The following is a 22,673-nucleotide window of genomic DNA, read 5'->3' as shown; positions in this document are numbered from 1 at the left end:
GTTTTGTGCTGGGACATCAATCCGTATCCAGACACAGATCCAATGTGGGAGCGAGCTTGCTCGCGATGGCCGCGCCTCGGTTCAAAGGCTTTATGCAGCCAACAGCCGCACCGCTTTGCCCTTCAACACCGCCAGATCAATCACCGGCACATGCATCTCTTTGGCCAGTTCATCCCACTGGCGCATGCGCAAACTCACGGCACACAGCGGGTCCTGCTCGAACGCCTCAGCCTCTACAGTCGTCATCACCCCGCCCTGATATTCCAGGGTCCGGCGACTGGCTTCGCTCAGGCGCTCGTAGTAGCCAGGCTCCTTTAGCGTCAGATAACGCTTGGCCTGTACGTGGTATTCGACCAGCCGCGCCATGCGTTCGCTGAAGCCGGCGCGGCGCAGATAATCCGCGCCCAGGCGTTCATGGCTGACCACACCGAAGCCGCCCATGTTCTCCGCGCTTTCAGTGCAGATATGCCCGATGTCGTGGAAGAACGCCGCCAGTACCACTTCATCGTCGAAGCCTTCGGCCATGGCCAATTGCGCCGCCTGGGACATGTGCTCGATCTGCGACACCGGCTCACCGATGTAGTCGCTGTCGCCAAAGCGCTCGTACAAACCGAACACCTCGGCAATCACTTGCTTATTGCCCTCCATCAGATTTCCTCCAGTACTGAGGCGACGTTTCGCTCGGCCATCGCCGGCCCGACGCTCATGCCGACACCGGTGTGCATCAACGCCACGCCCAGGCCTTTCGCCGGGCGCAGGAACGAGAACGGTCCCGGCCCCCGGGAACCATAGACACCTTGCCAGCGTTCGACCACTTGCACCTTGCAGCCCAGGGTCTGCTCGGCCAGTTCGATCATCCAGTCATCGACCTGCTCGGCATTGAAGGGCGACGGATCGCTGCCGTAATGGTGCGAATCGCCAATGATCAGCTCGCCATAAGGCGTCGGGCTGATCAGCAAGTGGATGCCGTTTTCATGCAGGTGCGGCGCGTACTGCAGGATTTCTGCCTGTACCGCCGCGGCCTCCGGCAAATCGGCGAAGGCGCCGTAGTGCACGCAACTCAAACCGGTGAGCAAAGCATGTTGCAGATTCAAGTTGATTTGCGGTCGGGCGCGGAGCATTTGCAGGCGGCAAATTTGCGGGTCGAGTTCGCTGATCTGTTCGGCCAGCAACGTCTGATAATCATGGCCGGAGCAGACGATGATCTGCTCGGCACTGAAGCTGCCGGCGGTGCTGTGCAAGCGGCCCGGTTCAATATCGCGCACCAGGGTGGAGAAGTGAAACTCGACACCCAGGTCGCGGCGCAGGAAGTCGATCAGCGCCGGAATCGCTTCGCGGGAATACAGTTGCTGGTCATCCATGCCGTGCAAGGCCGCGCGATGATGGCGGAACTGGCCGCCGTACAAATCGTGCAATGCAGCACCACGCAGCAGGTCGACACGGTAACCGTGCTCCACCGCGCGGCCGTCGCAGAAGGCTTCCAGCAGTTGCTCTTCTGCTTCGGTGCGGGCGAACAAATACGAGCCATTGCGCTTGAGTTGCAGGCCGGCGAGCTGTGCCCAGTCGCCCCAGATTCCGCGACTGGCGCGGGCCAGTTCCAGCATCGGCCCCGGCGGTTGGCCGGTGACAAGAGCCTGGCCGAAGTTACGCACCGAAGCGCCGACAGGCGTTTCGCTGCGCTCGAAAACCGTGACTTTCAGACCGCGCTTGGCGGCGGCATACGCGTGGGACAAACCCAGGATGCCGGCGCCGACGATCAGCATGTCGTTGTGTTGCGTCATGGAGTCTTGTCCTGATTTTGAAGCCGCCATCGCGAGCAAGCTCGCTCCCACAGTGATTTGTGGTGGACACAAATTTTGTGACCGCCACAGGACCTGTAGGAGCTGGCTTGCCAGCGAAGAGGCCCTGTCAGCCGATAAAGATCTTACTTGGCCGCCACTTTCTCGGACTTGCCGTCATAGCGCTTGCGCCACTCGGTCAGGATCTCGTCGCGGTTCTTCGAAGCCCAGGCGAAGTCGTTCTTGATCAGGCGCTGTTCGTAGTCGGCTGGCAGTTCGGTCTGTGGCTTGGCGATGCCAGGCTGGGCGAGTACGGCAAAGTTTTCTTTATAGAGCTCCATTGCCTCGGGGCTCGCGGAGAAATCAGCCAGTTTCTTCGCCGCTTCTTCGTGGTCAGTGCCCTTGATCACGGCAGTCGCTTCGATCTCCCAGCCCAGGCCTTCCTTCGGCAGGATGATGTCCAGCGGTGCACCCTGGCGTTTGAGTTGAACAGCTGGGTACTCGAAGGAAATACCGATCGGGAATTCGCCAGCAGCTGCCAGTTTGCAAGGCTTGGAACCGGAATGAACGTACTGGCCGATGTTCTGGTGCAGGCCGTCCATGTACGCCCAGCCCTGCTTCTCGCCGAAGGTTTGCAGCCAGGCGCTGACGTCGAGGAAACCGGTGCCGGACGATGCCGGGTTCGGCATGACGATCTTGCCCTTGTACTCAGGTTTGGTCAGGTCTTGCCAGCTCACGGGTTTGGTCAGGCCCTGCTTCTCGGCTTCGACGGTGTTGAAGCAAATAGTCGCAGCCCAGACGTCCATGCCGACCCAGGCTGGCGGGTTGGCAGCGTCGCGGTAGTTGGCGCCGATCTTGGCCAGGTCTTTCGGTGCATAGCTTTGCAGCATGCCTTGCTGATCGAGGATCGCCAGGCTGGAAGCGGCCAGACCCCACACAGCGTCCGCCTGTGGACGGGCTTTTTCGGCCAGCAGTTTGGCGGTGATGATGCCGGTGGAGTCACGCACCCATTTGATTTCGACGTCCGGGTTGGCCTTTTCGAACGCTTCTTTATAGGTTTTCAGTTGTTCGGCTTCCAGGGCGGTGTACACCGTCAACTCGGTTTTCGCCGCAAAGGCGTTCAGGCTGAAAGCGGTGAGGACAGCGGCGGCCAGGGCCATAGGCTTGAACATGATCTTTTCCTGTTTTGAGTTGAGGGGTTGTGCAGATTCAATAACCGGGCGCAGTCTGCCGCCAGGCCTGGGAGCGGCGCAGCAAACCGCGCGAGGCCCAGGCCAGCAGCAGGGACACGCCCGCCGAGGTAATCAGGATCAGGGTCGACATCGCTGCCGCACCACCGACGTTGCCGGCGTCGTCCATGTTCAGCACCGCCACTGCCGCGAGGATGCTGTCGGGGCTGTAGAGGAAGATCGCCGCCGACACGGTGGTCATGGCCGAGACGAACAGGTAGCGCACGATGTCCAGCAATGCCGGCAGGCAGATCGGCACGGTGACTCGCAGGTAGTGGCGGTACAGCGGCGCCTTGAGCGACAGCGCGGCGGCTTCGAACTCGGCATCGAGTTGACGCAGCGCGGTGGTGGCGGTCATTTGCGCGGTGGTCAAATAGTGCGCAATGGTGCAGACGATCAGCAGCGTCATGCTGCCGTAGAGCACGTGCAGCGGGTTGCCGGTCAGGTTGAAAAAGAAGACGTAACCCAACCCCAACACCAGGCCTGGCACCGCCATCGGTACGAAACTGAGCATGCGCAAGCTCAGGTTCAGGGCGCGCTGGCCCCTGGTTTTTTCCATCAGGTAGGCACCGGTGAAAATCAGCAGGCTGCCGATCAACGCGGTGCCCAAAGCCATCTTCAGGCTGTTGCCATAGGCAAGCCAGCCACCGCCAGCGGTTTCATTGAACTGGTAATGGTTAAGCGACAGCGACAGGTTGTACGGCCAGAACGTCACCAGGGACGAGAACACCGCCATGCCGAACACCAGCAGCAACGCGGCGCAGATCAGCAGGACGATGGCCAGGTAGCAGCTGTCGCGCAGCTTCGACGGCGCGGGCTTGAACACTTGGGCGCGACCGCTCATGGAGTCGCCGTGGCGCCGACGCAACCAGGCATCGACGCCGAAACTGCACAGCGCCGGCAGCAGCAGAACCATGCCGATCAACGCCCCGCGACCGAACTGTTGCTGGCCGACCACGGCTTTATAGGCCTCCAGCGCCAGCACTTGATAGTCGCCACCGACCACCACTGGTACACCGAAATCAGTGATGGTCAGGGTGAACACCAGGCAGAACGCAGCGAACACGGCCTGACGGGTCGCCGGCCAGGTGATGCTGCGGAACGCTTTGGCGGGACTCGCGCCCATGCTGGAGGCGGCATCGAACAGCCGCGCATCGGCCAGGGACAAGGCCGACAGCAGAATCATCAAGGCGTGGGGAAAGGTGTAGATGACTTCGCCGAGCACAATGCCCCAGAAACCGTAGATGTTGTCCGAGAGCAGGCCACGCAGCATGCCCTGGTTGCCGAACAGGTAAACCAGCGCGATGCCAGGCAGCATCGACGGCGCCATCAATGGTAAAAGCGAAATGCCACGCCAGATGCCTTTGGCCGGAATCAAAGTGCGTTGCAGGGCGTAGGCAAACAGGTAGGCCAGCGGTACGACGATGGCCGCGACGCTGAGGGAAACTTTCAGGCTATTGCCCAGGAGCCAGTGGAAGTTCTCGCTGGTCATCAGCTCTTTCGCAGCGACCCAGCCACCACCCTGCCCGGCCTCGGCGCTGAAACCACGCCAGAAGATCGCCAGCAACGGCATCAATACGGCAACGCCCAACAACACCAACATGAGGACTTTGCCGCCGACCACGAACAACCGGTCGCCGATCTCGGTGCAGGAGGTCTGCCGAACCTGCTTGTGCGGCAGCGGCAGCGCGATGTTCGCGCCCATCAGGCAAACACCTGCAGGCTGCGCGGCGGCAAGGCGACCATGATCTGCTGGGCGCCAAGGCGCGGCATGGCTTCCGGCGCCAGTTCCGCCAACAGTGCGTGGCCCGGCAATTGATCGAGTTCGAAGCTCATGCGGCAGCGGTTGCCGAGGAAGGTGATTTCGCGAACCTTGGCCGGGAACAGGTTTTCCTCGTGCACCAGCGGGTTGATGTTGATCGCTTCCGGACGGCAGAACAAACGGCCCGACGCGGTCTTGGCACTACCTTCGGCCAGACGCATGTTCAGCCCACCGACCTGGGCGTGGCTGTCGCTGCTGCGCTGGAACGGCAACCAGTTACCCTGGCCGACGAATTCCGCCACAAACGGCGTGGCCGGACGGTTGTAGATTTCCTGCGGCGTAGCGTACTGCTCGACCTTGCCGTTGTTCATCACGGCGATACGGTCGGCCATCAGCATGGCCTCGTCCTGATTGTGAGTGACCATCAGGGTGGTGATGCCGAGGTTGCGTTGCAGTTGGCGCAATTCGGTGCACAGATGCTCGCGCACCCGGGCATCGAGGGCCGACATCGGTTCGTCCAGCAGCAACAGCGAAGGTGCAGGCGCCAGGGCGCGGGCCAGTGCCACACGTTGCTGCTGACCGCCCGACAGCTGGCCCGGGTATTTTTTCTCGCTGCCAGTCAGGCCGACCAGTTCCAGCATCTGACCAACACGACGGCGCACTTCGTCGCGACCGCTGCCGGCGAGGCCATAGGCAATGTTCGCTTCGACGGTGAGGTTGGGGAACAAGGCGTAGGACTGGAACAGAATGCCGTAGTCCCGCGCCTGGGGTGCCAGGTGGGAAACGTCGCGATCGCCCAGGTACAACTCGCCGCTGTCCTGTTTTTCCAGACCGGCGATGCAGCGCAGCAAGGTGGTCTTGCCACAGCCCGACGGGCCGAGCAGACACACCAGCTCACCAGCCGCCACGTCGAGCGACACGTTGTCCAACGCAGTGAAGGCGCCAAAACGCTTCCGTACACCGCGCACCTTCATCGGCGCGCCGGGGTTGGTCAGGGCAGTTGCGATCGGGTTATTCATGGACGGACCTCATCTGGCAGATGGGGCCATCCTAGGGTTGTAATGAGTCCGTCATGTGGCAGTAAGGCAAAAACCGCCGATAGTGGTATTCAAGGATTTGGGTTCAAGTTCTGTGTTGCCTGACCTGGCCTCATCGCGAGCAAGCTCGCTCCCACAGGGATTTTGGGTGTTCACACAATGTGTGTTTCACCTCAAACCCACTGTGGGAGCGAGCTTGCTCGCGATGAGGCCGGGACAGGCACCACAGAATTCAGGCCGGGGCCATTTCCTGCGCCAACCCCAGAAACGCCGCCGGTAGCCGCGCGCCTTTACGTTCCTTGAGGCAGTACAGGTATTCGGGAATCTGCGGCGCATTCTCGATGGTCAGCACCCGCAGCTGCGGATCATGGGGCACTTCCTGGCGGGCAATGATGCTGATACCGATATTGCGCAGCACCGCTTCGCGGATCGATTCGCGGCTGCCGATTTCCAGCAGCGGACCGAAACACACGCCGGCGCTGGCCAGCAATTCTTCGGTCAGGCGACGGGTAGTCGAACCCGGTTCGCGCATCAGCAGGGTATGCCCGGCCAATGCACTGAGCGGAACGTGGTCGTGAACCGCCAGCGGATGATTGCGATGCACCGCCAGCACCAGCGGATCGCTGCCGAGCACCCGACGAATCAGCCGCGCGTCATCGAGCAACTGTGACGACGCAGCGACATCGACCCGATAATCCTCCAGCGCTTCAAGCACCTGTTGGGAATTGCCGATTTCCACCGACACCTCCACCTGCGGCAAACGCTCGCGAAAGGTCTTCACCAGGTCGAGGATGTAATACGGCGCCGTGGCGGCTATGCGCAATGCGCCCTGGACCTGGCCACAGTTACGCAGGAAAAACTCGATGTCGGCTTCCTGCTGCATCAGCACCTTGACCATCGGTAGCAGCCGCGCGCCCTCTGCGCTGACACTGAGACGCCGGCCGCCACGGTAGAACAACTCGACCGAATACTGACTTTCGAGGTTGCGGATCTGCGTCGTCACCGTCGGCTGGCTCAGGCCGAGCTTTTTGGCCGCCTGGGTAATGCTGCCCAGACGGGCCACCATGTAAAACGCCTTCAGCTCCGCACTCAGCACAACCTTCCCTCATCCTTTACTTGCGCAGCAGGCGCAAACCGTTGAACACCACCAGCAGACTCACGCCCATGTCGGCGAACACCGCCATCCACATGGTAGCGAGCCCGGCGAAGGTTACCCCAAGAAAGATCGCCTTGATGACCAAAGCCAGGGCGATGTTCTGTTTGAGGATGCTCGATGTCTGCCGCGACAGGCGAATGAATGCGGGGATTTTGCGTAGATCGTCGTCCATCAGGGCGACATCGGCGGTTTCGATGGCAGTATCGGTGCCTGCGGCGGCCATGGCGAATCCGATCTCGGAACGCGCAAGTGCAGGCGCGTCGTTGATGCCATCGCCGACCATGCCGACCCTATGCCCTTGGGCATAAAGGGCATCGATGGCCTGCAATTTGTCGCCCGGCAACAGGTCGCCCCTGGCCTCGTCGATGCCGACTTGCGCGGCAATGGCTTGCGCGGTGTGGACGTTATCACCGGTGAGCATCAGGGTTTTGATGCCCATGTCATGCAGTTGCCGGATGGCTTCGCGGCTGGACGCTTTTACCGTATCGGCGACGGCGAACAGCGCCAATGGCCCGGACTGATCAAGCAGCAGTACCACCGACTTGCCCTGTTTTTCCAGGGCGAACAGTTTCTCTTCCAGCGCTGGCGAGCACAGACCCAGATCCTCCACCAGTCGATGGTTGCCCAAATGGTAGAGCTGGCCGTTGATCTCGCCGCGCACACCGCGCCCGCCCAGTGCTTCGAAGTTATCCACAACCAGCGTCGCGGTTTGGTTATCCACAGCCGCTTTGGCAATGGCCTGGGAAACCGGGTGATCCGAACGCCTGGCCAACGCGACGGCAATGGCAGGCGCCGAATCGTCGGCGGTCGGGTCCAGTGACAGGTAATCGGTCTGCACCGGTTTGCCGTGGGTGATGGTGCCGGTCTTGTCCAGGGCCAGATAGTCGAGCTTGTAACCGCCCTCCAGATAGACGCCACCCTTGACCAGGATGCCTTTGCGCGCCGCCGCCGCGAGGCCACTGACGATGGTCACCGGCGTGGAAATCACCAGCGCACAGGGGCAGGCCACCACCAGCAGCACCAGCGCCCGATAAATCCAGTCGAACCACAACGCACCCATGAACAATGGCGGGATCACTGCCACTGCCAGGGCCAGGGCGAACACCGCCGGGGTGTAGATTTTCGAGAAGCTGTCGACGAAACGCTGGGTCGGCGCCCGTGCGCCCTGGGCTTGTTCGACCGCATGGATGATGCGTGCCAGGGTCGAGTTGTCGGCCGCAGCGGTTACTTCATATTCCAGGGATCCGGCCTGATTGATGGTGCCGGCGAAGACTTTATCACCGACGGTTTTCTCCACCGGCATGCTTTCACCGGTGATCGGCGCCTGATCGATGGTTGAGCGACCGGACAGCACTTCGCCATCCAGGCCGATGCGCTCGCCGGGACGAACCCGTACACGTGCACCGAGCCCGATGCTTTTGACATCCTGCTCAAGCCAGCTGCCGTCGGCCTGCAACACCGTTGCAGTGTCCGGGGCCATCTGCATCAGGCCGCTTATGGCATTGCGTGCACGGTCGAGGGATTTGGCCTCGATCAACTCGGCCACGGTGAACAGGAACATCACCATTGCCGCTTCCGGCCACTGGCCGATCAGCACCGCGCCGGTCACGGCAATGCTCATCAGCGCATTGATGTTCAGGTTGCGGTTTTTAAGGGCGATCCAGCCTTTTTTGTAGGTACCGAGGCCACCGCTGAGGATCGAGATCAGTGCGATGATCGCCACCACCGAGTTCGGTGCGGAACCGGTGAAGTGGATAACTTCTGCCAGCAATGCACCAACACCGGACAGCGCCAAGGGCCACCATGGCTTTTTCCGGGGCACCGGTGTCGGGGTTTCAGCACCCTGGTCCATCGGCTCAGCCTGCATGCCCAAGGACCTGATGGCTTCGACGATGGGCTCTATATCGGGCAAATCGTGGGTCACGCCGAGCACCCGATTAATAAGATTGAACTCCAACTGCTGCACACCGGTCAGTTTGCTTAGCTTGTTCTGGATAAGCGTCTGTTCGGTTGGACAGTCCATCGCCTCGATGCGAAAACTGCTCAGCCGGGCCCCGGGCGTCGACGATTCGCTGAGTCTTATCAACGCGGGCGCCGTCGCCCCGGATGAACAGCAGGAGTCGCCGTGGTCATGTTTTTGCACGGGCTTGAGCTTGTGGTTGTGCCCGTGTTCAGGCCCGGGTTTGTGGGAATGCAGGGAATCGCTCATTGGTTGCTTCCATAAGAGTGCCTGTTGCCAAGTAAAGACCCTGTAGCCACTATAGGGTCAAGCACCCTTTCTGGAGTTTTGGAGATTGGCGTCATGAAAATTGGAGAATTGGCGAAACTCACGGACTGCGCCGTGGAAACGATCCGCTACTACGAGCGCGAGAGCCTTCTGCCCGAACCGGCTCGCAGTGATGGCAATTATCGCCTCTACACCCAGGCCCACGCCGAGCGCCTGACCTTCATCCGTAACTGTCGCACCCTCGACATGACGCTTGAGGAAATCCGCAGTCTGCTGGCCTTTCGCGACAGCCCGCAGGACCAGTGCGAAAGCGTCAACGCACTGATCGACGAGCACATCCATCACGTCAGGGCGCGGATCGACGGCTTGCTGGCCTTGCAGACACAACTGCTCGACCTGCGCCAACGCTGCGACGAGGGGCCGGGTATCGATCAATGCGGGATCTTGCAGCGGCTGGAAGTGAATGGCGGGGTTGTGACGACGGAGGTGGAGCATTCCCATGTCGGCCGTAGTCACGGCCACTAAGAACACCACCTACCCCCTGTAGGAGCGAGCTTGCTCGCGATGAACTCAAGGACGACGCATTTTTTCAGACAATACGCGTCATCGTTCACGTCCATCGCGAGCAAGCTCGCTCCTACAGGGGGGCGGCGTCAGGTTTCAGACCGCCATCGGCGCGGTCATCGGCGCGTGGTGCTCGTAGCCTTCCAGCGAGAAATCGCCCGGCTCCACCAACTCCAGCCACTCCGGCTGGTACTCACCCGTCTTGGCAAACTCCGGCACACGTTCGGAAATCACCAGTTTCGGCATCGGGAACGGCTCGCGCTTGAGCTGTTCGTTGAGCATGTCCAGGTGGTTTTCGTAGACGTGGGCATCACCAATGAAATAGGTGAACCAGCGCGGCGTGTAGCCCGTCAGGCGACCGATCAGGCTCAGCAGCGCAGCACCTTCAGTCAGGTTGAACGGCGTGCCCAGGCCCAGGTCGTTGGAGCGGATGTAGAGGGTCAGGGAAATCTCCCTGGTCTCGACATTCGGGTGGAACTGGTACAGCAGGTGGCACGGCGGCAGGGCCATTTCATCGAGCTGGGCGACGTTCCAGCCGTGAAAGAGGATGCGACGGCTGCCCGGGTCCTTGATGATGGTGTCGACGCACTGGCGGATCTGGTCGATCGCCTTGTACAGCACCACATAAGCCTGGCCATCCTCTTCGCCCTCGGCGATCTGACGATAACCCTGGCTCAGGGTCTGCTCGATGGCGGCCGGGTTGCTGAGCGGAATCTGCTTGTACGCCGGCCACTTGCGCCATTGCACGCCGTAGATTTCGCCAAGGTCGTCTTCGCCCTGGCGGAACGGGTTGGCCAGCCACTGGGCGTTTTCGTTGGCGTTCTGGTCCCAGACCTTGCAGCCCAGGGCACGGAATTCGGCTGCGTTGTTCACGCCACGCAGGAATCCGCACATTTCGCCGATGGCCGACTTGAACGCCATCTTGCGCGTGGTGATCGCCGGAAAGCCTTCCTGCAGGTCATAACGCAGCATCGCACCAGGGAAACTGATGGTGTTCACGCCAGTGCGGTTGGCCTGCTTGGTGCCGTTCTTGATGACGTGGGCGACCAGTTCGAGATATTGCTTCATGAATTACCTGTGTCCTTGAACCCGCAACCATCGCTGCGGGGTTCGAATTTTATACAGCTGCCGCTGGAGCCGACGGAGCGCGGCGATACGCCAGCCAGATCAAGAGCAGCCCACCGAGGATCATCGGCACGCACAGCACCTGCCCCATGGTCAGCCAGTTCCAGGCCAGGTAGCCCAGTTGCGCGTCCGGTACGCGGACGAACTCGACGATGAAACGGAAAATGCCATAGAACAGCGCGAACATCCCCGAGACCGCCATGGTCGGCCGTGGCTTGCGCGAGAACAGCCAGAGGATCAGGAACAGCGCCACACCTTCAAGGGCGAACTGATACAGCTGCGACGGGTGACGCGGCAACTGCGCCGGGTCGCTGAACGGCGGGAAGATCATTGCCCACGGCACGTCGGTCGGCTTGCCCCACAGTTCGGCGTTGATGAAGTTGCCGATACGCCCGGCACCCAGGCCAATCGGCACCATCGGCGCAACGAAATCCATCAGCTGGAAGAACGACTTGTTGTTCTTTTTACCGAACCACAACGCCGCCAGCATCACACCGATGAAACCGCCGTGGAATGACATGCCGCCCTTCCACACTTCGAAAATCAGCGTCGGGTTGGCCAGATAAGCGCTCAGATCGTAGAACAGCACGTAACCCAGTCGCCCGCCGACGATTACCCCCATCGACATCCAGAACACCATGTCGGAGAGTTTCTCCTTGGTCCAGGTCGGGTCGAAACGGTTCATGCGGCGGGACGCCAGCAGCCAGGCGCCGCCGATGCCGATCAGGTACATCAGACCGTACCAGTGGATTTTCAGCGGACCGATGGCCAGGGCCACCGGGTCGATCTGCGGGTAAGGCAGCATTGCGACTCCTCGTTAGAGTTCAAATCTTAAGAATTCCCGGGCGACGCTGCCACCTCAGGATTAAGCCAGGATTGCGCCGCCCGTCAGAGCAGATGCTTCAGACTAGAAAGTTCAGACCGACGCAGAACAGCAAAGCGGCAAACAGCCTTTTCAGCAACTTTGGCGACAACCTGTGGGCCAATCGCGCGCCCAAGCGGGCGAACACCATGCTGGTCAGGGCTATGCCCAGTAACGCCGGCAAATAAATGAAACCGAGACTATGGGCCGGGAGCAACGGATCGTGCCAGCCCAGAATCATGAAACTTAATGCACTGGCCAGGGCAATCGGCAGACCGCAGGCCGATGAAGTGGCCACCGCTTGCTGCATCGGCACGCTACGCCAGGTCAGGAATGGCACGGTCAGCGAACCGCCACCGATGCCGAAAATCGCCGAAGCCCAGCCAATCGCGCTGCCGGCCACGGTCAGACCGAATTTGCCCGGCACGGTTCGGCTGGCCTTGGGTTTGATCTCCAGCGCCAGTTGAGCGGCGATCACCAGGGCGAATACACCAATGATCTTCTGCAGGTTAGGGCCGGAAATCGCTTCCGCCGTCAGCGCGCCGAATCCGGCACCGACCAGAATGCCGACGGTCATCCACATGAAGATCGGCCAACGCACGGCGCCACGGCGGTGATGCTCGCGTACCGCGTTGACCGAGGTAAAGATGATCGTCGCCAGGGAGGTACCCACTGCCAGGTGCGTGAGGATCGATGGATCGAACCCTTGGGCTTTGAAGCTGAACACCAGCACCGGGACGATGATGATCCCGCCGCCCACGCCAAACAGCCCGGCGAGTACACCTGCACAGGCGCCGAGCGCCAGATAGAGCAGAAATTCCATGATCGTCTCGCCCGCATCCCCAAAACCGGAGCGGCATGGTAACGGATGCATGGCCTCGATCTCCACTGTGCAAGGCGATGGATCGATGAGCGATGTCTGCGTAGAGTGAGCAAAAAACACACAAGGACAACCTTATGTGCCTGATTGTTTTTGCCTGGCGCCCGGGTCATGCCCAGCCGCTGGTCGTGGCGGCCAATCGCGATGAGTTCTACGCCCGCCCCAGCCTGCCTCTGGCGCCATGGCCCGAAGCGCCGCACGTACATGCGGGACGCGACCTCGAGGCCGGTGGCACCTGGCTCGGTATTGGTGCCAACGGACGTTTTGCGGCGCTGACGAATATCCGGGATCCCGATCGACCGCCAGGGCGCAAGTCTCGAGGGGAACTGGTGGCGCGATTTCTAACCGGGGAAATGCCAATTGACGACTACTTAGCCGACGTTGTCGACCATTCGCAGGAATATGGCGGTTTTAACCTGTTGGTCGGCAACGCCAATGAACTCTGGCACTTCAATGCCCGGGAACCGGCAGCGGCGATGTTGGCCCCGGGAATCTACGGGTTATCCAATGCAGGGCTGGATACGCCGTGGCCGAAACTGCTCAAAGCCAAGGCGGCATTGAGTGAGGTGCTGGATGATCCGCAACCCCAGGCACTGTTGGCGTTATTGAGCGATGCGCAGACCGCTCCGCTTGCCGAATTGCCGGATACCGGCGTGGGGCTGGCCACCGAGACGTTGCTGTCGAGCGTATTCATTGCCAGTCAGAGTTATGGAACGCGGGCGAGTACGGCGTTGATTGTGCAGGCGGATGGGACGTTACATATGGTCGAAAGGAGTTTCGGGCCGCTTGGTGGGCATCTTGGAGAAGTGGAGATCAGGCTTTAGTTGTGTGTTGCCTGGACCGCCCCCTTCGCTGGCAAGCCAGCTCCTACGGAATCGAGTCGTTCGCGTATTTTGCGAACACCACGAAACCTGTAGGAGCTGGCTTGCCAGCGAAGAGGCCATCCGCCTTTCAGAGGGGCTTGATCGCCGCCGGATTGATCATCCGCGCCAGCCCAAGGTTCTTCAGCGCCAGTTGCAACGAGCTGTGAATCACTTGCGGGTTGTCGATGGTCATCAGCTCGGCCAACAACTCCCTGGCCTTGCTCAGATTGATCTGGCGCAGCATCCACTTCACTTTCGGCAAGTTGGTGGCGTTCATCGACAGGCTATCGAAACCCATCGCCATCAACAGCACGGCCGCCGCCGGATCACCGGCCATTTCGCCGCAGATGCTCACCGGCTTGCCTTCGGCATGGGCGTCGCGCACAACGGTTTGCAACGCTTGCAGCACTGCCGGGTGCAGGTAGTCGTAAAGATCGGCCACCCGAGGGTTGTTGCGGTCCACGGCCAGCAGGTACTGGGTCAGGTCGTTGGAACCGACCGAAAGGAAATCGACTTGTCGCGCCAGCTCCTTGGTCTGATAAACGGCGGCCGGAATCTCGATCATCACGCCAACCGGCGGCATTGGCACGTCGCAGCCTTCGTCGCGGACTTCGCCCCAGGCGCGGTGGATCAGGTGCAAGGCTTCTTCCAGTTCGTGAGTGCCGGAGATCATCGGCAGCAGGATGCGCAGGTTGTTCAGGCCTTCGCTGGCCTTGAGCATGGCGCGGGTCTGCACCAGGAAGATTTCCGGGTGGTCGAGGGTGACGCGAATGCCGCGCCAGCCGAGGAACGGGTTGTCTTCCTTGATCGGGAAGTATGACAGTGACTTGTCGCCACCAATGTCCAGGGTGCGCATGGTCACCGGTTGCGGATGGAACGCGGCGAGCTGTTCGCGGTAGATCGCCAGTTGTTCCTTTTCACTCGGGAAACGCTGGTTGATCATGAACGGCACTTCGGTGCGATACAGGCCCACGCCTTCGGCGCCGCGCTTCTGCGCCCTTGCCACATCCGCCAGCAGGCCGGTGTTGACCCACAGTGGCATGCGGTGGCCATCGACCGTCACACACGGCAGATCGCGCAGCGCATCCAGCCCCAGGGCCAGTTGTTTCTCTTCCTCGACCACCTCGGCGAACTGCTTGCGCAGCACTTCACTCGGGTTGGTGTAGACCTCGCCGTGGAAGCCATCGACGATCATCTGGATGCCGTCGACCTTGGAGTACGGCAGGTCGACCAGGCCCATAACGGTCGGAATGCCCATGGCGCGGGCCAGGATGGCGACGTGGGAGTTGCCGGAACCGAGCACCGACACCAGGCCGACCAGCTTGCCTTCCGGCACCTCGCCGAGCATCGCCGGCGTCAGTTCTTCGCTGACCAGAATGGTGTTGTCGGGATAGACCAGGGTTTGCTGACGCTCTTCCTGCAAGTAAGCCAGCAATCGCCGGCCGAGGTCCTTGACGTCCGAGGCCCGCTCGCGCAGGTAGGCGTCGTCCATCAATTCGAAACGGTTGACGTGATCGGTGACCACCTGGCGCAACGCGCCCTGGGCCCATTGGCCGGTCTTGATCACGGTGGTCACTTCGCTGCCCAGCGCGGCATCGTCGAGCATCATCAGGTAGACGTCGAACAAGGCCCGCTCTTCAGGGCGCAGCTGCGTGGCGAGTTTGGCGGACAAGGTGCGCATGTCGGCGCGCACGCCTTCGATGGCGGTCTTGAACAAACCGAGTTCGGCGTCGATGTCGGTGATGTTCTTGTCCGGCACCACGTCCAGATCGGCGGGCGGAAGCATGACCACCGCCGTACCGACTGCCGCACCCGGCGACCCCGGAACACCGATGAACTTGGCCTCCTGAATGCCTTTACCCTGACGGCCCAGGCCACGGATCGAACCGGTGGCCTCGGCGTGGGCGATAACACCGGCAAGCTGCGCGCTCATGGTCACGAGGAAGGCTTCTTCACCTTCATCGAACTGGCGACGTTCTTTTTGCTGGATGACCAACACGCCGACAACACGGCGGTGGTGAATGATCGGTGCCCCGAGGAATGAGGCGAAGCGCTCTTCACCGGTCTCGGCGAAGTAGCGGTAGCGCGGATGATCCGCAGCGTTTTCGAGGTTCAGGGGTTCTTCGCGCGTACCGACCAGGCCAACCAGACCTTCGTTGGGTGCCATGCTGACTTTACCGATCGAGCGCTTGTTCAAGCCCTCGGTGGCCATCAGCACGAAGCGGTTGGTCTCGGGGTCAAGCAGGTAGACCGAGCAGACCTGGCTGCCCATGGCCTCTTTGACGCGCAACACAATAATCCCCAACGCCGCCTTGAGATCCTTGGCGGAGTTAACTTCCTGGACGATCTTGCGCAGCGTATTGAGCATGGCTCGGGGTCGAACTCCGTCGTCAGTCGCGCGCTAAAAGGCGCGGGGCAAGCTCTTTGAGAGCGCGTCGATACACCTCGCGCTTGAATGTCACCACCTGGCCCAACGGATACCAATAGCTGACCCAGCGCCAGCCATCGAACTCCGGTTTACCGGTCAAATCCATCCGCACCCGCTGCTCGTTGGAGATCAGGCGCAGGAGAAACCATTTCTGCTTCTGGCCGATGCACAGCGGCTGGCTGTGGGTACGTACCAAACGTTGCGGCAAACGATAGCGCAACCAGCCCCGGGTGCAGGCAAGAATTTCAACATCTTCGCGCTCAAGGCCCACTTCTTCGTTCAGCTCGCGGTACAAGGCGTCTTCCGGCGTCTCTTCGGGGTTGATTCCCCCCTGCGGAAATTGCCAGGCATCTTGATTGATTCGGCGAGCCCATAGCACCTGGCCGGCGTCATTCGTCAGAATGATCCCGACATTGGGGCGAAAACCATCGGGGTCGATCACGGCAACAACCTCGCAAACGCATGTCGCCGCATTGTTCCACAAAGGTTGTGAAGGCGGCAACGAAGGTTCCTACCTTATGTGCACTCTTGTGAAAAGACCGTATTCTTGTCGCCTTTTTACTGACTTTTCAGCGGGTAACTGCGATGCGCCTGGCTTTATTCGATTTGGACAACACCCTTCTGGGCGGTGACAGCGATCACGCTTGGGGCGATTACCTGTGCGAACGCGGCTTTCTCGACGCCGTCGCCTACAAGGCTCGCAACGATGCTTTCTACCAGGATTACCTGGCCGGCAAACTCGATAATGCCGCTTATCTGAACTTCTGCCTGGAGGTTCTCGGCCGCACCGAAATGGCCACGCTGGATCAGTGGCACAGCGATTACATGCGTGACTGCATCGAACCGATCGTGCTGCCCAAGGCCATCGACCTTTTGGCCAAACACCGCGCAGCCGGCGACAAACTGGTGATCATCACCGCGACCAACCGCTTCGTTACCGGGCCGATTGCCGTGCGCCTGGGCGTCGAAACCCTGATCGCCACCGAATGCGAAATGGTCGACGGCCGCTACACCGGGCGCAGCACCGATGTGCCGTGCTTCCGCGAAGGCAAGGTGACGCGCTTGAATCGCTGGCTGAAGGAAACCGGGTATACGCTGGAAGACAGCTACTTCTATAGCGACTCGATGAATGATTTTCCGTTGCTGGAGCAGGTGACCCATCCGGTAGCAGTCGATCCGGATCCGAACCTGCGAGCCGAGGCCGAGAAGCGGGGTTGGCCGGTGATCAGTCTGCGCGGCTGATTACGCCTTCGCTGGCAAGCCAGCTCCTACAAAGGCAACGCTATCCTGTAGGAGCTGGCTTGCCAGCGAAAGCAGTCTCAAGCCTTAAACAGGCTTGGCGCCCATCAACCCGGAAATGGCCACAAGACAGACAAAACTGAACAACGCCAGGGCAAAGGTGAATTTCCCCACGCTCGCTGGCGCTTTGCGCAGTTTATTGAGCCGCACCAGCAACCAGAACCAAGCCAGCGCCGCCACGGTGTACAGCACACTGGACGCCAGCAACCAGGTCTGCCCCAACGGCCAGCCCACCAGATGCACCATCCACCAGCCGGTAAACGGCATGCTCAGCAGCGCCACCCCCATCAACAGCCAGACAAATACACGTGGCCGTTGCAGGGTGCGGCTTCCCGCCGTCGCATCACCCTTGCGCCGCGCAAGCAAAACCCAGACGCCCAGACCCAGCGCACAGGCCAGCAGTACAACAGTTGCCACCATGTGCGCCATTTTCAGGGCAGTTAACGTTTCCATTGTCAGATTTCCTTATTGCCTGCCCGTCAGCGTAGCCGTTCAGCCAAGAAACAGCTGATAGGCCGGGTTGTCGCTTTCGTCCCAGTACGGGTAGCCGATTTCTTCCAGCGCCGCCGGCACCAGGTGACGCTCGTCGTGGGGCACTTGCAGGCCCGCGACGACCCGGCCGTCCGCCGCGCCATGGTTGCGGTAATGGAACATTGAGATGTTCCAGCGCCCGCCAAGCTTGTTGAGGAAGTTGAACAGCGCGCCCGGACGCTCCGGGAATTCGAAGCGCAGAATCACTTCATCGACCACATGCGCCGCACGCCCACCCACCATATGGCGGATGTGCAGCTTGGCCAGTTCGTTGTCGGTCAGGTCCAGCACAGGGAAACCCTGCTCGCCAAGGCTTGCGATCAACGCGCTGCGCGGGTCGCTTTCCGGGTGCGTCTGCACACCGACAAAGATGTGCGCTTCGCTGCCGGTGTTGTAGCGGTAGTTGAACTCGGTGATCTGGCGCTTGCCGATAGCCTCGCAGAACGCCTTGAAGCTGCCCGGCTTTTCGGGAATGGTCACGGCGATGATAGCCTCGCGACCCTCCCCCAGCTCCGCACGCTCGGCAACGTGGCGCAGGCGGTCGAAGTTGACGTTGGCCCCGGAGTCGATGGCCACGAAGGTCTGGCCGCTGACGCCGCGCTGCTCGACATATTTCTTGATCCCGGCCACGCCCAAGGCGCCGGCAGGTTCGGTGATCGAGCGGGTATCGTCGTAGATATCCTTGATTGCAGCACAGATCTCGTCGGTGCTGACAGTGATGACTTCGTCTACGTAGTCCTTGCAGATATCGAAGGTATGCTGGCCGATCTGCGCAACCGCCACGCCATCGGCAAAGAGCCCCACGGTCGGCAGCACTACACGCTCGCCGGCTGCCATGGCGGCTTGCAGGCAATTGGAATCATCCGGCTCGACACCGATGACCTTGATGTCCGGGCGCAGATACTTCACGTACGCCGCGATGCCGGCAATCAGGCCGCCGCCGCCCACCGGGACGAAAATCGCGTCCAGTGGCTGCGGGTGCTGGCGCAGGATTTCCATCGCCACGGTGCCCTGCCCGGCAATGGTGTGGGGATCGTCGTAAGGGTGAATGTAGACATAGCCTTTTTCGTCGACCAGTTTCAGCGAGTAAGCCAGGGCTTCCGGGAAGGAATCACCGTGCAGCACCACCTTGCCGCCACGGGAGCGCACACCTTCGACCTTGATCTCCGGGGTGGTCTTGGGCATGACGATGGTCGCTTTCACGCCCAACACCTTCGCCGCCAGGGCCAGGCCTTGGGCATGGTTGCCCGCCGACGCGGTGACCACGCCGCGAGCGCGTTCTTCTTCGCTCAACTGGGTCAACTTGTTGTAGGCGCCGCGAATCTTGAACGAGAACACCGGCTGCAAGTCTTCGCGTTTGAGCCAAATGCTGTTGCCCAGCCGCTCGGAGAGCTGGCGGGCAGTCTGCAACGGGGTTTCTACGGCAACGTCATAAACGCGCGAGGTGAGGATCTTTTTGACGTACTGTTCAAGCATCGGAAAGCATCACTGAGCGGGTTGGGCAGGACCACGGAGTCTAACCCGGCTTTTAGCCACACGACCACACTAAACCGGTGGTTTTAAGATCTGATACAGCCCTGTGGCGAGGGAGCTTGCTCCCGCTGGAGTGCGAAGCGCTCCCCTGCATTTTTTCTGACCCACCGTGCAAGCAGGTTTTGCGACCGCTTCGCAGCCGAGCGGGAGCAAGCTCCCTCGCCACAAAAGCAATCCAGCGCCAATACTCCTGCTCTCTGCCAATCGGGCAATGACCTTCCCCGTCCCGAAGCCTATAATGCCGGCCTTTCGTTCCCTCCTCGGCACCCCGGAGCCCGCATGAACCAGGATCAACTCAAACAGGCAGTAGCTCAGGCCGCCGTCGACTTCATCCTTCCGAAACTCGACGACAAGAGCATCGTCGGCGTCGGCACCGGCTCCACCGCCAACTGCTTCATCGATGCCCTGGCCCAGCACAAAGGCGCGTTCGACGGCGCCGTCGCCAGCTCCGAAGCCACCGCCGCGCGCCTCAAGGGCCACGGGATTCCGGTGTACGAACTGAACACCGTCAGCGACCTGGAGTTCTACGTCGATGGTGCCGATGAAACCGACGAGCACCTGAACCTGATCAAGGGCGGTGGCGCCGCCCTGACCCGCGAGAAGATTGTCGCGGCCGTGGCCAAGACCTTCATCTGCATCGCCGACGCCAGCAAACTGGTGCCGGTCCTCGGCACTTTCCCATTGCCGGTGGAAGTGATCCCGATGGCCCGCAGCCACGTGGCCCGCGAGCTGGTGAAGCTCGGCGGCGACCCGGTTTACCGCGAAGGCGTACTGACCGACAACGGCAACATCATCCTCGACGTGTTCAACATGCAGATCACCAATCCGGTGGAGCTGGAGACGCAGATCAATGCGATCGTCGGCGTGGTCACCAATGGTCTGTTCGCGGCGCGCCCGGCGGACCTACTGCTGCTGGGTACCAGCGAAGGTGTAAAAGCACTGCGCGCGCAGTAAGCCACACACCACCTTTTGCACTCTGTAGGAGCTGGCTTGCCAGCGAAGAGGCCATAACATTCAACATCGACGTTGGCCGTTACATCGCTTTCGCTGGCAAGCCAGCTCCTACACAAGCAGGGCAAGCTTCAGGGTTGTGCCGGTTTCTTGAAAACGTAAAACAGGTTTGGCTCACTGACGAGGTACAGCGTACCGTCGTCATCCATGGCGATCCCTTCCGCTTGCGGTACGTTCTTCTGCAAGCCGTGCTGCCCCTTGCTCAATGACATCGTGCTCAGCGGACGCCCATCCACATCCAGCTCCAGAATCAATCGCGACTCATCCGATAGCGCCAGCAAATGCCTGCTGCGCTCGTCGTATTGCAAACCCGACAGGTCGCGCACAAACATCCCGGCATCACGCTTGGGGTCGTTGACCACGTGCACCGACCAGGATTCTTCAGGATTGAATCGCGGAAAACCGTACACCTCGTAGATCAGCATCGGGTCGCGCTCCTTGGCGACGAACAGGCGCTTGCCCACCGAATCGTAAGCCAGGCCCTCGAAACCCTTGTTGTCACCCCTGTGTATGCCAACGGTCATCTGCTCGGCGTCTGCCGCATCGACGAAGGTGGTGCCTTGCTCCAGACGGATCTTGATCAGCCGCTGCTGGCTTTCGTCAGTGACCACGTAGGTGTTCTCGCTGATGAACTCCACCGCCTCAGGATCACCGAAACCGACCAGTGCCACACGGCGCAAGATCCTGCCGTCGAGGGACAACTCGATCAACTCGCTTCGCTTGTTGGTAACGGTGAACAGGCTTTTGCGCACCGGGTCGTAGGTCAATGCGGAAACGTTGTCAACCTGGCTATCGATCACCTGCGCTTCGGTCACGACCTGATATTGGTCCAGGCCCATGGACCGGGAACTCACCGGCTGCCACAGCGTCTGCAGATTGAACCAGGCACGCTCGAACAGGCGCTGGTACTGACCAAGCGCAATCAACGCAATCAGCGAGACCACCGACAGGATCAGAATCAGGGATTTGAGGCGGGCAAATCGACGCATTCGGGTGGGCTCGGGGTCAAGACAGGCGGATGGAATATCACGCCCGCCTGAACTGCAGCTTAATGGCCGTGAGCCTTTTACGCATACGCAATCAGCGTAGGAGCTGCCGCAGGTTGCGATCTCTTGACTCTGGCGTCAACCAGATCACTAAAGATCGCAGCCATCGGCAGCTCCTGCACAGAGGCACTATCTCTGTTTTTCGAAGCGATAGAACAGGTTCGGCTCACTCACCATATACAGTGTGCCCGCTTCATCCATGGTCACGCCTTCGGCACGGGGAATGGTATTTTTCAGGCCGTTGAAGCCACGCAGCAAAGTAATGAAACTGACCTGCCCACCCTTATTGTCCATCTCCAGCAACAGGTGCGAGTCGGCGGACAGCACCAGCATGTGGCCAGTGCGCGGGTCAATCGCCAGCGCCGACAGGTTGCGTATGTCCAGCGCATGACTGGCCAGCTTCACCTTGTCGCCGGTAAGGACCTTGCTGTCACCTTTCCAGGCAAACAATGCCGGCGGGCGCTCTTCGCCCAGCAGCAACTGCTGATTGCGCGAATCCCAGGTGACACCCTCGAAAGCCTTGTTCTGGTCTTTGGAAGGCCCGAGGTCGTATGTCGGGAAATCGGTGATGTTCAGCTCGCGAGTGTCGGCATTGACCTTGACGATGGCGATCAGGTGGTTGCGCTCATCGACAATAGCCAGTCGGCCGTCGCCCAGCACGGTGACGCCCTCAGGGTTGCTCCAGCCGACCAACGGCATTTTGCGCAGAACATCGCCCTGCAAGTTCAATTCGACCAGAAACGGGTTCTTGCCCATGACCGAAAACAGGGTCTTGGTCCGGGGGTCGTAGGCCAGGTCCGACGCTTCATCCTTCTCCATGCCCGGCAACGGCTTGGCATCGATCACCGCCCGATAGTCGGGAAGCCAGATACTGGCTTGACGCTCGGCCGGGCTCTTGAACTGCTCTTTCACCCAGAGCACGCCCCGCGCATCCCAGTGCATGGCAAACGCAACGCCGTAGGCGACAACGACCACCAGCAGCAGCCAGATTTGCCAACGCAGGGCGAAGCGTGAGCGGCGGACAGGTTCAAGCGTGGAAAGCGGAGAAGTGGCCATCAGGGATGCGTTCCAGAAATTCAGGCTAGGGGTAATAGCACAATTTGGGGCCCGCTCAGAGGCCAACAGCCCTGAAATTATCCAGACCGGATGTGAAAAAAACGGGAAATGACAGGATCTATCTGGATGCGTACAAAACTTAAGGCCACCAGAAACAACTGATTGGGTGGAGGCAACGGGCTTGCGCCCGTTACCCCTCCCACACCACCGGACGTGCGGTTTTCCGCATCCGGCGGTTGAACAGCTCAGCAAGGGGCTGAGGCGAAGTCCTGCGGCGTCCACAGTC

At 60.7% G+C, this 22,673-nt stretch carries 20 protein-coding genes; 4 read left to right on the top strand and 16 right to left on the bottom strand.

Annotated elements, in window-relative coordinates:
• Nucleotides 1–90: 90 nt before the first annotated feature.
• The 7 genes from KGA81_RS14325 to KGA81_RS14295 all read right to left on the bottom strand — a co-directional run bounded on the left by KGA81_RS14325 (nt 91) and on the right by KGA81_RS14295 (nt 9,171).
• Complete coding sequence (locus tag KGA81_RS14325) at nt 91–648, bottom strand: phosphonate degradation HD-domain oxygenase (RefSeq protein ID WP_223546851.1); 558 nt, start codon at nt 646–648, stop codon at nt 91–93.
• Nucleotides 648–1,781, bottom strand: coding sequence for a TIGR03364 family FAD-dependent oxidoreductase (locus KGA81_RS14320; RefSeq protein ID WP_223546849.1), 1,134 nt, complete (start codon nt 1,779–1,781; stop codon nt 648–650). Before KGA81_RS14320 ends, KGA81_RS14325 begins: the two co-directional genes overlap by 1 nt.
• 143 nt (nt 1,782–1,924) lie before the next feature.
• Nucleotides 1,925–2,950 (bottom strand): putative 2-aminoethylphosphonate ABC transporter substrate-binding protein, encoded by a 1,026-nt coding sequence (locus KGA81_RS14315; RefSeq protein WP_223546848.1) that lies wholly within the window; start codon nt 2,948–2,950, stop codon nt 1,925–1,927.
• Nucleotides 2,951–2,987: 37 nt separating this feature from the next.
• Nucleotides 2,988–4,712, bottom strand: coding sequence for a putative 2-aminoethylphosphonate ABC transporter permease subunit (locus KGA81_RS14310; RefSeq protein ID WP_223546846.1), 1,725 nt, complete (start codon nt 4,710–4,712; stop codon nt 2,988–2,990).
• Entirely contained in the window at nt 4,712–5,788 is a 1,077-nt protein-coding gene (locus KGA81_RS14305) for a putative 2-aminoethylphosphonate ABC transporter ATP-binding protein (protein WP_223546844.1), read from the bottom strand. The genes KGA81_RS14310 and KGA81_RS14305 overlap by 1 nt, the downstream gene beginning before the upstream one ends.
• Before the next feature lie 250 nt (nt 5,789–6,038).
• The gene (locus tag KGA81_RS14300) at nt 6,039–6,902 is read right to left on the bottom strand and encodes a LysR family transcriptional regulator (RefSeq protein ID WP_223546842.1); all 864 of its coding nucleotides are present in this window, start codon (nt 6,900–6,902) and stop codon (nt 6,039–6,041) included.
• Between the two features lie 16 nt (nt 6,903–6,918).
• Nucleotides 6,919–9,171, bottom strand: coding sequence for a heavy metal translocating P-type ATPase (locus tag KGA81_RS14295; protein WP_223546840.1), 2,253 nt, complete (start codon nt 9,169–9,171; stop codon nt 6,919–6,921).
• Between the two features lie 93 nt (nt 9,172–9,264).
• Between KGA81_RS14295 and cadR the strand changes: the two genes are divergently transcribed.
• A complete protein-coding gene (gene cadR / locus KGA81_RS14290) occupies nt 9,265–9,714 on the top strand; it encodes a Cd(II)/Pb(II)-responsive transcriptional regulator (RefSeq protein ID WP_108217099.1) in 450 nt (149 codons plus the stop codon).
• A gap of 135 nt (nt 9,715–9,849) precedes the next feature.
• On the opposite strand, the gene KGA81_RS14285 is transcribed toward cadR, so the two are convergent.
• The 3 genes from KGA81_RS14285 to KGA81_RS14275 all read right to left on the bottom strand — a co-directional run bounded on the left by KGA81_RS14285 (nt 9,850) and on the right by KGA81_RS14275 (nt 12,563).
• Entirely contained in the window at nt 9,850–10,821 is a 972-nt protein-coding gene (locus KGA81_RS14285; protein WP_223546838.1) for a thymidylate synthase, read from the bottom strand.
• Between the two features lie 49 nt (nt 10,822–10,870).
• Nucleotides 10,871–11,683 (bottom strand): prolipoprotein diacylglyceryl transferase, encoded by an 813-nt coding sequence (gene lgt, locus KGA81_RS14280; RefSeq protein ID WP_223546836.1) that lies wholly within the window; start codon nt 11,681–11,683, stop codon nt 10,871–10,873.
• A gap of 97 nt (nt 11,684–11,780) precedes the next feature.
• A complete protein-coding gene (locus KGA81_RS14275; protein WP_223546990.1) occupies nt 11,781–12,563 on the bottom strand; it encodes a sulfite exporter TauE/SafE family protein in 783 nt (260 codons plus the stop codon).
• Between the two features lie 134 nt (nt 12,564–12,697).
• Here KGA81_RS14275 and KGA81_RS14270 point away from each other — a divergent pair, with 134 nt between their 5' ends.
• A complete protein-coding gene (locus KGA81_RS14270; protein WP_223546834.1) occupies nt 12,698–13,444 on the top strand; it encodes an NRDE family protein in 747 nt (248 codons plus the stop codon).
• A gap of 127 nt (nt 13,445–13,571) precedes the next feature.
• Here the strand turns inward: KGA81_RS14270 and ptsP are convergent, their stop codons facing one another.
• Nucleotides 13,572–15,851 carry a phosphoenolpyruvate--protein phosphotransferase gene (gene ptsP / locus KGA81_RS14265; protein ID WP_223546832.1) on the bottom strand — a complete coding sequence of 760 codons (2,280 nt, stop codon included), beginning with the start codon at nt 15,849–15,851 and terminating at the stop codon, nt 13,572–13,574.
• A 22-nt stretch (nt 15,852–15,873) separates the two neighbouring features.
• Nucleotides 15,874–16,353 carry an RNA pyrophosphohydrolase gene (locus KGA81_RS14260; protein ID WP_003229203.1) on the bottom strand — a complete coding sequence of 160 codons (480 nt, stop codon included), beginning with the start codon at nt 16,351–16,353 and terminating at the stop codon, nt 15,874–15,876.
• A gap of 143 nt (nt 16,354–16,496) precedes the next feature.
• Between KGA81_RS14260 and KGA81_RS14255 the strand changes: the two genes are divergently transcribed.
• A complete protein-coding gene (locus KGA81_RS14255; protein WP_223546830.1) occupies nt 16,497–17,153 on the top strand; it encodes an HAD family hydrolase in 657 nt (218 codons plus the stop codon).
• An 84-nt stretch (nt 17,154–17,237) separates the two neighbouring features.
• Here the strand turns inward: KGA81_RS14255 and KGA81_RS14250 are convergent, their stop codons facing one another.
• Nucleotides 17,238–17,663 carry a DUF2269 domain-containing protein gene (locus KGA81_RS14250; RefSeq protein WP_223546827.1) on the bottom strand — a complete coding sequence of 142 codons (426 nt, stop codon included), beginning with the start codon at nt 17,661–17,663 and terminating at the stop codon, nt 17,238–17,240.
• Nucleotides 17,664–17,702: 39 nt separating this feature from the next.
• Complete coding sequence (ilvA, locus tag KGA81_RS14245; protein WP_223546825.1) at nt 17,703–19,217, bottom strand: threonine ammonia-lyase, biosynthetic; 1,515 nt, start codon at nt 19,215–19,217, stop codon at nt 17,703–17,705.
• A gap of 336 nt (nt 19,218–19,553) precedes the next feature.
• Here ilvA and rpiA point away from each other — a divergent pair, with 336 nt between their 5' ends.
• Nucleotides 19,554–20,228, top strand: a complete 675-nt coding sequence (gene rpiA / locus KGA81_RS14240) for a ribose-5-phosphate isomerase RpiA (RefSeq protein WP_223546823.1) — start codon at nt 19,554–19,556, stop codon at nt 20,226–20,228.
• A 128-nt stretch (nt 20,229–20,356) separates the two neighbouring features.
• Here rpiA and KGA81_RS14235 read toward each other — a convergent pair whose 3' ends face one another.
• Both KGA81_RS14235 and KGA81_RS14230 read right to left on the bottom strand, forming a co-directional pair.
• Complete coding sequence (locus tag KGA81_RS14235) at nt 20,357–21,274, bottom strand: SdiA-regulated domain-containing protein (protein ID WP_223546821.1); 918 nt, start codon at nt 21,272–21,274, stop codon at nt 20,357–20,359.
• A 186-nt stretch (nt 21,275–21,460) separates the two neighbouring features.
• Nucleotides 21,461–22,387, bottom strand: coding sequence for an SdiA-regulated domain-containing protein (locus KGA81_RS14230; RefSeq protein ID WP_223546819.1), 927 nt, complete (start codon nt 22,385–22,387; stop codon nt 21,461–21,463).
• Nucleotides 22,388–22,673 lie beyond the last annotated feature (286 nt).

Origin of the sequence: Pseudomonas sp. A-B-19 (assembly GCF_019947515.1) — a bacterium.
In the GTDB taxonomy this organism is placed as follows: domain Bacteria; phylum Pseudomonadota; class Gammaproteobacteria; order Pseudomonadales; family Pseudomonadaceae; genus Aquipseudomonas.
This window is presented reverse-complemented; position numbering and strand designations above follow the sequence as displayed.

Coding starts and splice junctions, on each gene's coding strand:
- KGA81_RS14325 (WP_223546851.1), bottom strand. CDS start 648: ATGGAGGGCAATAAGCAAGTGATTGCCGAGGTGTTCGGTTTGTACGAG.
- KGA81_RS14320 (WP_223546849.1), bottom strand. CDS start 1,781: ATGACGCAACACAACGACATGCTGATCGTCGGCGCCGGCATCCTGGGT.
- KGA81_RS14315 (WP_223546848.1), bottom strand. CDS start 2,950: ATGTTCAAGCCTATGGCCCTGGCCGCCGCTGTCCTCACCGCTTTCAGC.
- KGA81_RS14310 (WP_223546846.1), bottom strand. CDS start 4,712: ATGGGCGCGAACATCGCGCTGCCGCTGCCGCACAAGCAGGTTCGGCAG.
- KGA81_RS14305 (WP_223546844.1), bottom strand. CDS start 5,788: ATGAATAACCCGATCGCAACTGCCCTGACCAACCCCGGCGCGCCGATG.
- KGA81_RS14295 (WP_223546840.1), bottom strand. CDS start 9,171: ATGAGCGATTCCCTGCATTCCCACAAACCCGGGCCTGAACACGGGCAC.
- cadR (WP_108217099.1), top strand. CDS start 9,265: ATGAAAATTGGAGAATTGGCGAAACTCACGGACTGCGCCGTGGAAACG.
- KGA81_RS14285 (WP_223546838.1), bottom strand. CDS start 10,821: ATGAAGCAATATCTCGAACTGGTCGCCCACGTCATCAAGAACGGCACC.
- lgt (WP_223546836.1), bottom strand. CDS start 11,683: ATGCTGCCTTACCCGCAGATCGACCCGGTGGCCCTGGCCATCGGTCCG.
- KGA81_RS14275 (WP_223546990.1), bottom strand. CDS start 12,563: ATGGAATTTCTGCTCTATCTGGCGCTCGGCGCCTGTGCAGGTGTACTC.
- KGA81_RS14270 (WP_223546834.1), top strand. CDS start 12,698: ATGTGCCTGATTGTTTTTGCCTGGCGCCCGGGTCATGCCCAGCCGCTG.
- ptsP (WP_223546832.1), bottom strand. CDS start 15,851: ATGCTCAATACGCTGCGCAAGATCGTCCAGGAAGTTAACTCCGCCAAG.
- KGA81_RS14255 (WP_223546830.1), top strand. CDS start 16,497: ATGCGCCTGGCTTTATTCGATTTGGACAACACCCTTCTGGGCGGTGAC.
- KGA81_RS14250 (WP_223546827.1), bottom strand. CDS start 17,663: ATGGAAACGTTAACTGCCCTGAAAATGGCGCACATGGTGGCAACTGTT.
- ilvA (WP_223546825.1), bottom strand. CDS start 19,217: ATGCTTGAACAGTACGTCAAAAAGATCCTCACCTCGCGCGTTTATGAC.
- rpiA (WP_223546823.1), top strand. CDS start 19,554: ATGAACCAGGATCAACTCAAACAGGCAGTAGCTCAGGCCGCCGTCGAC.
- KGA81_RS14235 (WP_223546821.1), bottom strand. CDS start 21,274: ATGCGTCGATTTGCCCGCCTCAAATCCCTGATTCTGATCCTGTCGGTG.
- KGA81_RS14230 (WP_223546819.1), bottom strand. CDS start 22,387: ATGGCCACTTCTCCGCTTTCCACGCTTGAACCTGTCCGCCGCTCACGC.